Genomic DNA, 13005 nt, shown 5'->3' on the forward strand with positions numbered 1-13005 from the left:
AATGGGGTAGTTGACGGATTAGTCCGCAAAATAAGTGAGGATTTCTTCTTCAGTAAGGTCTTTTTTGGCTTGCCCGGCCTGGTCTAAGACAATTTGGCCATCCTTTAAAACAATGGTCCGATTCCCGTATTTAAGGGCATCGGCCAATTGGTGGGTAATCATGATGCAAGTTAGTTGTTTTTCTTGCACAACTTGGTTGGTTAATTCCATCAATTGGCGACTGGTGTTGGGATCCAAAGCGGCAGTGTGTTCATCTAACAGCAATAATTGGGGTTGATTTAAAGTCGCCATCAAGAAACTCAAGGTTTGTCTTTGTCCTCCTGATAAAGAACCAGTGGGGGTATCTAAACGTTGGTCTAAACCGTTGGGTAGTTGGCTAGCTATCTTTAAGAAATAGTCCTTTTGTTGGCGCAACCCCCGTAATTTCAACCCGAGCTTTTGGCCACGTTTTTGGGCTAAAAGGAGATTTTCAGAAACGGTCATCCGTGGCGCCGTTCCCATCTTAGGGTCTTGGAAAACTTGGGCAATTTGGCTGGCGCGACTAACTTCTGGTTGGTTGGTGATGTCTTGATTAGCGAGTAAGACTTGACCTTTGGTAGGGAAGATGCTGCCGTTGATGGTGTTAAATAGCGTGGACTTCCCAGCTCCGTTGGTTCCCAAAAGGGTGATGAAGTCCCCCTTATTAACTGTTAAGTTGAGATTTTTGAGAATGCGTTTTTCTTCACTCGTATTGAGGTTGACGGTTACATCGATATTTTTGAGGGTTAAGATGGCTTGACTCATGGGCGACTAACTCCTTTCTTTAAGAGGCGACCAAAGTTAAATTTCTTTTGGAAGAGGGGTAACATCAGACACAAGGCTAAGACGAGGGCGGAAATTAAGCGGAAGTCGTTGGTGGAAAACCCGAGTTGTAACACAATTAAGAGGACAAAACGGTAAAGGATGCTTCCTAAAATAACGGCCACTAAGCGGGCAATTAAGGTTAATTCGCCGTAAGCTACTTCCCCAATGATGATTGCGGCCAGGCCGATAACAATTGTCCCGGTCCCCATATTGACATCGGCATAGCCGTTATTTTGGGCGATAAGACCGCCAGCTAGTCCAATTAGTCCGTTGGCAACCATGAGACCTAAAATTTTCATACGGTCAGTGTTAATCCCTAAGGAGCGGGCCATTTTTTCATTGTCACCTGTGGCGATAAAGGCTTGTCCTAAATCGGTGTATAAGAAGAGGCCTAAGAGGGTGATGGCAATCGCCACGAAGATTAGGCCGATAAAGACGGAGGCGAAACCTTCCGGTAGGTTAGCTAAGAAAGGTGCAGATAAGATGGTCTGTTTATTTAAGAGCCCTAAAGTAGCCTTACCTAAGATGCGTAAGTTGATAGAGTAGACCCCTGTCATTACCAGAATTCCGGCTAAAAGAATCGGGATTTTACCTTTGGTGTAGAGTAAACCGGTAATTAAACCTGTTAACATTCCTGCGCCTAAAGACAAGAGGGTAGCTGTAAGTGGATTAAGACCGTGAGTAATAGCAGCCACACAGACGGCAGCCCCGAAAGGAAAGGTCCCTTCGACGGTCATATCAGGGAAATCCAAGATTCTAAAAGTTAAAAAGAGGCCGAGGGCTAAAATTCCCCATAAGAAACCTTGGCCGATTGCAGAAACGATTAAACTCATTTGTAGACACTTCCTTTCTTTTGAGCCACTTGTAAGATATCTTCTGGAATAGAGATTCCAAGTTTTTGAGCAGCTTTGAGGTTGATAGAGTAGACGCCTTTTTCGGTGTGTTGGACCGGAATATCAGCGGGCTTTTTACCTTTGAGAACCTGAGCGGCAATTTTACCGGTCAAGACTCCCATTTGGTATTGGCTGACACTGAAGGTTCCTACGGCGCCATTTTTAACCATGGTATCAGCAGCTGCGTAAACCGGAATCTTGGCAGTATCGGTGGTCTTAATTAAAGTCGACATTCCGGAGGCAATAGTATTATCTGTTGGCACGTAAACACCTTGAACCTTGCTTACCATGGTAGCAGCGACTTGGTTAATGTCATTGGTAGAAGTTACGGTGTAGGCTTGAGTCTTAATCCCAGCCTCCTTGGCGTAGTGCATAAATTCCTTAGCCTCACCGGTCGAAGCGTCATCACTAGAGGTGTAGATGACGCCCATGGTTTTTATGTCAGGAGAGAGGGACTTAATCATTTGCACCTGTTTTTTAACTGGTTCGACGTGTTGAACCCCAGTAACGTTACCACCGGGATGAGAGAGAGATTTGACCAGGTTGGCTTTTACGGGGTCACTAATGGCTCCCATGATTACTGGAGTATTACCGGCCACATTAGCGAGTGATTGGGCAGCTGGAGTGGCGATACCAATCATCAGCGTGGCATTTTTATTTTTAAATCGATCACTCATTGACTTTAGATTAGATTGATCGTTTTGAGCATTTTGATAATCAATTTCGATGTTTTTTCCGTTGCTATAGCCCTCGCTCTTTAAACCTGCCACAACACCTTGGTGAATTTCATCTAAGGCTGGGTGGCTCATTAATTGTAAAATCCCGATAATAGGTTTGGTGTTTTGCTTTTGGTCGTTGGTTTGTTTTACCAAAGCAAAAGTTAAAAATGAAAATAAAATAGCTAAGCTGGCAATTAAGCGTTTCATAATAAATACCTCCTTTAATTTTTCATGAAAAAAAGCGTCCCTGCTTGCAGGAACGCTTTTTAGTGAACCTGCACAGATATGGTCTGTGCAGGCATGGAAAAATTAACCGGCACAGATACGACGCTCTGTTGCGAGTCGCATCTGTACCCAGATACAACTCTACCGGCTTTGCCAACGATTAATGTTTTGCAATGATGAGTAGGTCATAGTAATTCTTCCTTTCCGTTTATTTATGTTTCGATTATAATTTAATGAGATAGAACTTGTCAATAGAAAAGAGGTAAAAAATTGGAAATCAAAACAAGCTATGATTTAAACAGTCAAATTTATCAAGATGCCTTACAAATTCGCAAAGAAGTCTTTGTGGAAGAACAAGGTGTCGATATGGCTTTAGAAATTGAAGGTGAACAAGGTCCGCGCCATTATACGGGATATGTTAATGGTCAAGCGGTAGTGACTGCGCGAGCTAAGGTCGAAGCTGATGGGGCTTGGCACTTGCAAAGAGTGGCTACGAAGAAGGCTTATCGTGGTCAAGGTTTAGCCAAGAAGTTACTCCTGGCCATTGAAGCTGATGCACGGGCTTCTCAGGTACCTTATCTGACTTTAGGTGCCCAAGACCAAGCTCAAGAATTTTATCTTAAATTAGGTTATCATGTGGTTGGAGAGGGTTTTTAGATGCTGACATTCCCCATCACCGTATGGATAAGGACTTGCAACTAGGATAGAATTTATCTATAATATAGGGTATGCGATGAGTCGAGAAAAACCAGACAAAGAAATTTGTTTTGCTGCGGCAACTAGTGGTTAATTTCGAATGGGGACACATGATGCTACCGGATTTTGTAGCGTGTCTGACGAACTTGGCCTATGTGGAAATTTGCCAATTAGTCCATCTTAATTGATGCCAATTAAAGCCCTCTTTTCCTTGGAAAGGAGGGCTTTTTCTAAAAGAAAAGAAGGGAAAAGTTTATGGAGTTTAGATTAGCGCAAAAAACAGATTTACCAACGATTGTAGACATTTATAACCAAATAATTCCCAGCCGTTTGGCGACAGCGGACTTAGAACCAATCACGGTGGCTGATCGTCAAGTTTGGTTTGACGCGTTTGATGCCCGTCATCCTTTATGGATGATTGAAGCAGAGGGGCAAACCTTAGGTTGGGTTGGGCTTGAGCCTTTTTATGGGCGTAAGGCCTATGAATACACTGCTGAAATTGCTATCTATTTGGATGAAAAGGCACGCGGGAAAAAAGTGGGGACGCAAGCCTTAGAATTTGTCTTAAATCAAGTTAATGATTTGGGAATTTCAGCGATTGTTGCTTATATTTTTGGTCATAATCGGCCAAGTTTAGCTCTTTTTGAAAAGTATGGCTTTGAGAGGTGGGGTCACCTCCCACAAGTTGCCCAATTGGATGGTCAAAAGCGGGATTTAGAAATTTTAGGGCGACGCTTCGACTAAGTTAAATATCTCCTAAATTCAAGTAAATTTCTTTAATTAAGGGCTAAAATTTGCTATATTAAAGACGAAATAGGTAACTAAAAATTTAGAAAAGAGGAAGATGATATGGGTTTGATAATTACACTTGTAGTAATTGTGATTTTGGCCTTGATTTACATTGCTATGTACAATGGCCTTCAAAAAGCCAAAGTAAATACTGATGAATCTTGGAGTCAAATTGATGTTCAATTACAAAGAAGGAACGATTTGATTCCAAATTTAGTTGAAACCACCAAAGGTTACGCTAAGCACGAAAGAGAAACTTTAGCACAAGTAGTGAACTTAAGAAATCAAATGAATTCTTTACCAGCGGATGCACATGAACAAAAAATGGAAGTTTCCAACCAAATTACGGATTCTTTAAAAACGATTTTTGCTTTGGCGGAAGCTTACCCTGATTTAAAGGCTAACCAAGAATTTGTTAAGTTGATGGAAGAGTTAACTAACACGGAAAATAAAATTTCCTACTCTCGTCAACTTTTCAACTCCAGTGCCGCTTTATACAACCAAAAGCTCTTGACTTTCCCATCTAATATGGTGGCTAAGATTCATAAGTTTACGAAAGTTGAATACTTGGAAGTTCCCCAAGAAGCTAAAGTGGCACCAAAGGTTTCTTTCTAAGATTAAGCAGGTGACCGCATGCTTTATCAACAAATTGCCAAAAATAAACGTAAGACCGTTTATGTGATGCTAGGTTTTATTCTCCTGGTAGCTTTAATTGGCGCGGGAATTGGCTATAGTTTTTTCGGTTCGAGTACGGCTGGGATTATTTTAGCTCTCATTATTGCCTTGGTTTACATGTTAATTATGCTGAGCCAATCTGCTGATGTCGTCATGGCCATGAATCACGGTCAAGAAATTACCAGTCCGGATCAGGCGCCAGAATTATGGCACATGGTTGAAGATATGGCTATGGTGGCGCAAATTCCCATGCTCGGGTCTTCATTATCGATGATCCAAGTCCTAACGCCTTTGCGACGGGACCTAATCCAGAACATGCGGCTGTGGCCGCTACGCGCGGGATTTTAGAGAGGCTGAATCGCGAGGAAATGGAAGGGTTATGGCCCACGAAGTTTCCCATATCCGCAACTACGATATTCGTCTTCAAACCACTGCTTTGGCTTTATCAGCGGCGGTTTCCTTATTAGCAGATATCGGAACGCGGGCTATGTGGTTTGGTGGGGGGCGTCGTCGTGATAATGATCGCGAAGGAGGAAGTTTGGAGGTCATTATGATGGTGGTCTCAATTTTAGCCTTGATTTTAGGGCCGATTGCAGCTTACCTGGCGCAAATGGCACTCTCACGTAATCGGGAATATCTAGCGGATGCTTCGGCAGTGGAGCTTACCCGAAACCCTCTGGGATTAATCAGTGCCTTGCAAAAAATCTCTAACAGTGAGCCGATGACGGAAGCCAATACAGCTAGTGCGTCCATGTACATTGCTAATCCTTTTAAGGATGGTTCTTGGACGAGTCTGTTTGATACTCACCCACCAATGGAAAAGCGTATCGAACGCTTACGGAATATGTAATAGTTAAAGGGCATGACTGCATAGGTCATGCCCTTTTAGCTTGGCTTAATTAAGCAAGGAACGCAAGAGGTCTACTTTTTGTTGGAGTTGTTGACCGATATCGGTGTCAGCTACCAGTTTACGGGTCGTTTCATGGTTGACTACGCGTGTCGTGGAGATGATATCATGATCATTTTGAATAGCATCCTTGCGGGAAGTGAAGGGATGGTGGGAAACTAAAACTAGCCCATAGGAATTGGAAAGTAAGGTGTAGCCCCCACGACCAGTGGTCTTTTGATAGGCTTTAGAATATCCACCATCAATGACTAACATTTTTCCCTGTGCCATAATCCCAGAGTGGCCACGCTTAACGGGAGTGTGGCCATTAATTACGTGACCAGTTTCAGGATTTAAACCAAAGGACTGTAATAAACGACAAACAAAGTCATAATCTTTACGTAATTCGAAGTAAGGTGTCCGAATTTCTTGGTGAGTAGTCTTATCAGCGATAAAGTAGCGTTCAAAGGTTGTCATGGCTTGTTTACCAAAAAGAGGTGAAATTGGCCCCTGCCATAGATACCAAAGTAAGTCTTGGTCATCTTGACTTGCTTCATTCAAATAAGCTTGTCGAATTAAACTATCAAAGAAGTTTAATAAGCTAATGCCTTGGTAATTGTGTCCTTTATGATGGAAAGTGACAAACTTACCATTTTTGTCTACAGGGACGCAACCGTGGACAAGAAGATTACCATTATATCGTAAATACATACTGCCATTTCGAACGATAAAGTCAAGGTGTTGGCGCAAACGGTAACTGTGGCGGAAAGAATACACCAGTTCACGGATGATTTCTTTTTCCTCGGCTAAGAGTTCATAAGGTTTTTGCGCATCTACTGTACCAAAGCAACTATTAATTAGGGGATAAGTATGTCCTTCAATAGTAATAGTTTGTTTTTGGTAATCAATTTTATCTAGTAAGAGACGGTTTTCCATCGCGAAGTCAGGTTGGCGGTCAATCACTTGTTTTTCAAGTTTAAATTGCATGATGGCTAAGGCTTGGTGGATTTGGGTAAGTTGAAGTTGGTCACCTTGGAATTTGAAGGCATCACCTTCTAGTAATTTGGGACGAAAACCAGGATTATCGTCGTAGTGTTCTTGGGCAAAGGTTGCTAAGTGGCGTAGGTTGATTCCATAAGCATCCTCAACAACCGCTAAATTATTATAGCGAGCACAAATTCGCAAAAGGTTCAAGAGACAAAGTTCTGAACCACTGGCAGCTCCAATCCATAAGATGTCATGATTACCCCACTGGATATCGACGGAATGATAATGCATTAGCCGGTCAATGATTTTATCAGGTTGGTTCCCGCGGTCGAAGATATCACCCAAAACGTGGAGGTGATCGACTACAAGTCGTTGAATGGTATAGCAAGTGGCAGTAATAAAGGCGTCAGCATCTTAAGATTTAAGAGATTTTTTAAGAGTTGGTCAAAATAACTACGCTTATCAAATTCATGGGCATTGGTATAAAGTAATTCTTCGGTGATATAGGCGAAGCTAGGATCTAGGGCTTTCCGAACCTTAGAGCGGGTATATTTAGTGGCTGTAAAGCGTAGCAATTCTAAGAGGTGATTGATAGTATCTAAATACCATTGCTCTAATTGGTTAGGGCTCAAATGAAGCGTGATGTCTTTGAGTTTATCTTGGGGGTAATAAATTAAGGTAGCGAAGTCCTGGAGGGAAGCTGGCGTCATCCGCCCACCAAAGACGGCTTGGATTTTAGTTTTAACATTGCCAGAACCATTCCGCAAGAGATGGTCGAAAGCAGGATACTCTCCGTGTAAGTCACTAACAAAGTGTTCTGTGGCTTTAGGAAGGTGGAGGATGGCTTCCAAGTTCATGATTTCGGTGATAACAGCTTCTTTGTTAGGGAATTTTTGTTGAATAAGTTCAAGAGCATAGGCCTCTTGTTTAAGCTTAGTGATTTCGTCCATAGATGTAATGTTTCCTTTCGCATAATCATGTCACCTATTCTAAACTTTTTAGAAGGCGCTTTCAACAGTCTTGAAAAGAAAAAACCAGAAGGTCGAACTCCTGGTCTACTGTGCTTAGGCTAAAGCAAAAATTTCATCAATTGTAACGACAACTACAGCGGCCTTTTCAAGTTTAGAACCTTCAAGGGCTTTTTTAGCGAATTCATCGTCTTCGTGAATTTCGGCGGTGCCATTAACACGGAAAGCTAAGTGATTTTTGGCGTCCCAACCAGCTACGGCAACCTTGTTATTAACTTTTACGTTAGCATAGGCATGGTCGTAAGTGTATTCGAAGTAAATCAAGTGGTTAGCGTCTAAGACACGCATGGAACCCTTAGGGCCAACTTGAGGAGTGCCATCCTCAGCAGCGGTAGATAAGAATAACATGGAGTCATTGAAAAATTGAATTTGAGTTTCATTTAAAGTGTTACCATCTAATTTTTTAGCCATAATAAAAACATCCTTTCATTCATCTTGTGTAAGATAAGCATAAATCTTTTCAATAAGCTAAATATATGCTAAAATGTAATCGTTGTCAATGATTGTGCACAACCTTTAGAAAAACTTACTAAAAATAATTTAATTTGTCAATAAATTGGAGGGTAAAATTATGGAATTAACAGTAACAAAAGAAGCCAGCAAGAAATTAAGTCCCTATCTCACTGATTCTAAATACGATCTCTTGTTAGATTTTGACGATGGGGTAGGATCGCTATCCAAAGTTGGGGTTTGCTCTTTAGATTCCAACTTCCGAGTGGTGGCGGTCAAGCACGGTGATTATGCCAAGGATTATAATGAAGTTCTGGAAAGTAATGTTGGTCCTTTCCGCTACAAGGATTACTCTGATATGTACATGGATAAGGTTATGCGTCTGGAATTGAACCCTAACAATCAAATGTTACGGTTGATTGGAAATGGCTCCGGTGAGTTGACCGCAAGTGTGGCGCTTTTGGATATGTCCACACAAGCTTAGTGATACTATCTGTGCGAGCAATTTATTTGAAAAAAATAAATTGTGCCATATATAATCAAAAATATAAAGTAAGTCAAAGTTACGAGGAGGAAAAAGTATGTCAGTAGAAAAAAGAGCCTTGTTAAAATTGTCGAAACAATATAACCGTTACCAAGCCCTTTTGAAAAAATACACCCAACTTAATGATCATTTTCCGATACACCTTGACCAAGGGAAGGCTGGTTTTTTCATTGTTGGTTATCTAGCTCAAAATCCTGACGCTAGTGCAGTTGCGATTAAGCAAGCTACTAGTACTAAGGTGGCGGACTTTGATACGACTTTAACCGAATTAATAACGAGGGACTTGGTAAGTGAAAATGATGGCAAGTATCGTTTAACTAAGCAAGGTTTAGAGTTACGTGATGGCTTGGAAGCACGACGTGACCGGATTGCTAGTGAGGCTTTCCAAGGTTTGAATGAAGCTGAACAAGCGCAATTTTATCAATTGATGTCTAAACTGGTGGCGGAATACGCTAGTCGCGATATTGACTATGATCAAGTAGAAAAAGCTTAATTTTTGACCGTCACTTTGGTGGCGGTTTTTAGTTAATGAGATTTTTTTGCAAAAGTGCGTTGTGCATAATATAATTAAAATTAAGAGATACATAAGTAAGGGAGGCAGAGTTATGATAGAACATCGTCCAGATAAACTAGAAGATGAATTATGTTTTGCAATCTATAGTGCTCAAAAAAGATATAGTAAGTTTTATTCAGAATCATTAAAGCCGTTTGAATTAACTTATTCCCAATACATTACCTTGTTGGTTTTATGGGAAGAAAAGCGGCCCTTATTGGTTAAAGAAGTAGGTGAACGCCTCGGACTTGATACCGGGACACTGACGCCCATGTTACGACGGATGGAGAAAAAAGGGTGGTTAACGCGGAGTCAAGGTCAAGATGATGGGCGTCGGGTTTATATTGAATTAACGCCCAAGGGTTTAGATGCGGAAACTCCAATTAAAGATGCAGTAGAATCCTGTTTCTCCCATGTTAATATGAATGAGGAAGAATATAAGCAAAGTGTGGCTAAAATTAGTCAAATTGCCGAATTTTTAGAAGCTAATAATCGCTTACTATCCCAAAGATAGATAAATGTCCAGGAGTTATTTTCTGGGCATTTTTAGTTTTGCGGTTTCCTTTTTGGAGCAGATACGTTACAATTACATGGACAAATCAGAAACTGGAAATAGAAAGGATACCTATAAATATGAGAATGCAACTGAGTGAGGTGGCCCAAGCCCTCGACTTTCCGATCGCGGAAGGATTTGATCAAGTTGAAATTACTAGCGTGAGCTTTGATAGTCGGAGTTTGGAACCAGGGGCGCTGTTTATTCCTTTAGTAGGTGAAAATGATGGTCATAGCTATATTCAAAGTGCTATTGATCACGGTGCGGTCGCTACTTTATGGCAAGCTGATCATGCGGATTTGCCAACACTACCAGCTATTGTAGTTGAAGACAGTTTGCAAGCTTTACAAAAACTTGCTAAGTACTATTTGATGAAGATTAACCCCAAAGTAGTGGCGGTTACGGGTAGTAATGGTAAGACGACAACTAAGGATATGACGGCTGCTATTCTAGCCACAACTTTTAACGTCCAAAAGACCTTTGCTAACTTCAACAATGAAATTGGGGTTCCAATGACGCTTTTAGCTATGGAACCAAATACTGAAGTGGTTGTTGTGGAAATGGGGATGGATCATCCAGGGGAGTTGGATGCCCTCAGTAAGTTGGTTGAGCCTGATGTGGCTGTGATTACCATGATTGGTGAAGCCCATATTGAGTTCTTTAAGGAAAGAGGCAAGATTGCTGACGCTAAGATGGAAATTACCCATGGTCTCAAAGAAGATGGGGTTTTGATTTATAATGGGGATGAACCACTCTTGCGGGAAAGAACGCAAAACTTAATTCAAGAAACCCGAACTTTTGGTTTGGCGGAAAATGACGAGCTCTATGCCCAAGACATCGTAAGTGATGCTCAAACTACCAACTTCAGGGTAGCGAATTTTGATCAGGTTCTTACAATTCCAATGCTTGGGGCTTATAATGTCAATAACGCTTTAGCAGCCATTTCCGTTGGTCTGTTATACCAAATTGAATCAAGTCAAATCATGGCAGCCTTGAAGAATTTCCAAGTAACGGAAAACCGCACCCAATGGGTAAGCGGGCAGGATGGTTTGCGCATTTTAAGCGATGTTTACAACTCTAACCCAACGGCGGCTAAGGAAGTTTTAGCCGCCTTCAGCCAAGTGCCTACGGATGGTCGCCGAATTGCGGTGCTTGGTGACATGCTGGAATTGGGGGATGATGCACCGGAAATGCACGCGAGTTTGGCAGAAAAAATCGTGGGTGATAAGCTAGCGGTCGTCTACCTCTACGGTTCTTTGATGGCTAACTTAGCCCAAAAATTACGTGATCAAGGTTATACGGGGCAAATTCATCACTATCCAAAAGAAGAACAAACTAAATTAATTGCCGACCTCCAACAAGATGTGACTGGCAAGGATATTGTTATGTTGAAAGCTAGTCATGGTATGCACTTGGAAAATGTTTTAACAGCTCTGAAAGCGTAAACTATTTGTATCAAGCGCATATTAATGCTATGATTATCAAGACACTTTAAAACCGTTATTTAATTTGCTGGAGATTCACTTGTGTTAGAGTCCCAGCAACCCCGCCGGATTGCGGGTTTTCCAATATAAGGAGGAACAATTTTTTGAAATTTAATGAATTAGGGCTGGAAGAAGACTTACTAAAAGCAATTGAACGTAGTGGATTTGAAGAAGCAACACCGATTCAATCCGAAACGATTCCCTTGGCTTTGGCAGGTTTAGATGTCATTGGTCAGGCACAAACAGGGACAGGGAAAACTGCGGCTTTTGGTTTACCAGTCTTACAAAGAGTGGATACTTCAAAGAGAGCGATTCAAGCGGTGATTATTTCACCAACGCGTGAATTGGCCATCCAGACCCAAGAAGAACTTTACCGCTTAGGAAAAGATAAGCGGGTTAAAGTTCAAGTTGTTTACGGGGGAGCTGATATTCGGCGTCAAATCCACCAATTAAAGAACAACACTCCTCAAATTTTAGTCGGGACACCTGGCCGTTTATTGGACCACGTGAACCGTAAGACCGTTGATTTAAGTCAAGTTCAAACTTTAATTTTAGACGAAGCTGATGAAATGTTAGACATGGGATTCTTGGACGATATTGAAGCCATTATTGCCAAGGTTCCAGCTGAAAGACAAACTTTGCTTTTCTCTGCCACGATGCCAAAGGCGATTTTAAACATCGGCGAAAAGTTTATGACAGATCCAACGACGGTTAAAATTAAGGCTAAAGAACTGACTACTGACTTAGTGGATCAGTACTTTGTGCGGGCACGTGATTATGAAAAATTCGATATTATGACGCGGATTTTAGACGTACAAGCCCCGGAATTAACCATCGTTTTTGGGCGTACCAAGCGTCGGGTAGACGAATTGTCCAAAGGTTTAGAAGCCCGCGGTTACAATGCTGCCGGGATTCACGGTGATTTGACCCAACAAAGACGAATGACCATCTTGAAGAAGTTTAAGGCTGGTCAATTAGATATCTTGGTAGCAACTGATGTGGCTGCGCGTGGTTTAGATATTTCTGGGGTGACTCACGTCTATAACTACGACATCCCACAAGACCCAGAAAGCTACGTCCACCGGATTGGTCGGACCGGGCGGGCCGGACATCACGGGACTTCTGTAACTTTTGTAACACCTAATGAAATGGACTACCTACGTGTGATTGAAAAATTGACCAAGAAGCGTATGGAACCATTAAAGCCACCAACAGCTAAGGAAGCCTTTGCTGGGCAAGTGGCTTCTGCCTTAGCAGAAATTGATGATTTAGTTGCGAAGACGGATGATGACAAGTATGCGGATCAAGCACAGGTACTCTTAGAAAAATATGATGCCCAAACTTTAGCTATGGCGCTTTTGAACCAAATGACCAAAGATGATGCCAGTCAAGTGCCTGTTAAGATTACACCGGAACGACCTTTACCACGTCGGCGTAATAGTGGGAAGCGTAATGGTTACCGTGGTAACAACAAGTGGCGTAAAGACAATCGTGGTAGTCGCAATGACTGGCGCGATAAGAAGCGTGGTGGCGACCGCAATAAGAAGGATCGCTCTCGTGATCGTTTCGAACGGCGTCAAAAAGGCGGTAAGCGTAACTTTACAATTCGCACAAAACAAGATTAAATTAGGAGAGAAGCCAAGGTGCTTCTCTTTTTTTCTGGAGGTGAAAATATGAAGC

11 protein-coding genes and 3 pseudogenes are annotated in these 13005 nt (G+C 41.9%); 9 read left to right on the plus strand and 5 right to left on the minus strand.

All coding sequences use genetic code 11. From position 1 onward, the window contains the following. Positions 1-18: 18 nt before the first annotated feature. The 3 genes from JCM10991_RS09895 to trpX are packed head-to-tail and all read right to left on the minus strand — an operon-like array spanning position 19 to position 2662. A complete protein-coding gene (locus JCM10991_RS09895) occupies positions 19-783 on the minus strand; it encodes an ABC transporter ATP-binding protein (protein WP_025021372.1) in 765 nt (254 codons plus the stop codon). Then, a complete protein-coding gene (locus JCM10991_RS09900) occupies positions 780-1676 on the minus strand; it encodes an ABC transporter permease (protein ID WP_025021373.1) in 897 nt (298 codons plus the stop codon). The genes JCM10991_RS09895 and JCM10991_RS09900 overlap by 4 nt, the downstream gene beginning before the upstream one ends. Beyond that, complete coding sequence (gene trpX, locus JCM10991_RS09905) at positions 1673-2662, minus strand: tryptophan ABC transporter substrate-binding protein (protein WP_025021374.1); 990 nt, start codon at positions 2660-2662, stop codon at positions 1673-1675. Before trpX ends, JCM10991_RS09900 begins: the two co-directional genes overlap by 4 nt. Before the next feature lie 288 nt (positions 2663-2950). Here trpX and JCM10991_RS13660 point away from each other — a divergent pair. The 4 genes and pseudogenes from JCM10991_RS13660 (at position 2951) to htpX (ending at position 5690) form a co-directional block, all read left to right on the plus strand. Beyond that, positions 2951-3387: pseudogene (locus JCM10991_RS13660) on the plus strand (GNAT family N-acetyltransferase). Positions 3388-3631: 244 nt separating this feature from the next. Next, positions 3632-4120, plus strand: a complete 489-nt coding sequence (locus tag JCM10991_RS09915) for a GNAT family N-acetyltransferase (RefSeq protein WP_023860459.1) — start codon at positions 3632-3634, stop codon at positions 4118-4120. Positions 4121-4225: 105 nt separating this feature from the next. Further along, positions 4226-4780: a LemA family protein gene (locus JCM10991_RS09920; protein ID WP_023860460.1), complete on the plus strand. Its 555-nt coding sequence runs from the start codon at positions 4226-4228 to the stop codon at positions 4778-4780. Positions 4781-4798: 18 nt separating this feature from the next. Continuing rightward, positions 4799-5690 (plus strand): annotated as a pseudogene (htpX, locus tag JCM10991_RS13665) (zinc metalloprotease HtpX). Between the two features lie 45 nt (positions 5691-5735). On the opposite strand, the pseudogene JCM10991_RS13670 reads toward htpX, so the two are convergent. Together JCM10991_RS13670 and JCM10991_RS09935 are read right to left on the minus strand one after the other, a co-directional pair. Then, a pseudogene (locus JCM10991_RS13670) lies at positions 5736-7663 on the minus strand (fructose-1,6-bisphosphatase). 114 nt (positions 7664-7777) lie between these two features. Continuing rightward, the gene (locus JCM10991_RS09935) at positions 7778-8152 is read right to left on the minus strand and encodes a pyridoxamine 5'-phosphate oxidase family protein (protein WP_023860463.1); all 375 of its coding nucleotides are present in this window, start codon (positions 8150-8152) and stop codon (positions 7778-7780) included. Positions 8153-8312: 160 nt separating this feature from the next. Between JCM10991_RS09935 and JCM10991_RS09940 the strand changes: the two genes are divergently transcribed. The 5 genes from JCM10991_RS09940 (at position 8313) to cshA (ending at position 12950) form a co-directional block, all read left to right on the plus strand. Next, positions 8313-8675, plus strand: a complete 363-nt coding sequence (locus JCM10991_RS09940) for an iron-sulfur cluster biosynthesis family protein (RefSeq protein WP_023860464.1) — start codon at positions 8313-8315, stop codon at positions 8673-8675. Between the two features lie 97 nt (positions 8676-8772). After that, positions 8773-9228, plus strand: a complete 456-nt coding sequence (locus tag JCM10991_RS09945; RefSeq protein ID WP_023860465.1) for a helix-turn-helix domain-containing protein — start codon at positions 8773-8775, stop codon at positions 9226-9228. A 112-nt stretch (positions 9229-9340) separates the two neighbouring features. Continuing rightward, positions 9341-9802, plus strand: coding sequence for a MarR family winged helix-turn-helix transcriptional regulator (locus JCM10991_RS09950; protein ID WP_023860466.1), 462 nt, complete (start codon positions 9341-9343; stop codon positions 9800-9802). A gap of 119 nt (positions 9803-9921) precedes the next feature. Next, positions 9922-11286 (plus strand): UDP-N-acetylmuramoyl-tripeptide--D-alanyl-D-alanine ligase, encoded by a 1365-nt coding sequence (locus JCM10991_RS09955; protein WP_025021375.1) that lies wholly within the window; start codon positions 9922-9924, stop codon positions 11284-11286. A 143-nt stretch (positions 11287-11429) separates the two neighbouring features. Further along, the gene (cshA, locus tag JCM10991_RS09960; RefSeq protein ID WP_025021376.1) at positions 11430-12950 is read left to right on the plus strand and encodes a degradosome RNA helicase CshA; all 1521 of its coding nucleotides are present in this window, start codon (positions 11430-11432) and stop codon (positions 12948-12950) included. Positions 12951-13005 lie beyond the last annotated feature (55 nt).

It is taken from the genome of Ligilactobacillus equi DSM 15833 = JCM 10991, from assembly GCF_000615765.1.
Taxonomy (GTDB): domain Bacteria; phylum Bacillota; class Bacilli; order Lactobacillales; family Lactobacillaceae; genus Ligilactobacillus; species Ligilactobacillus equi.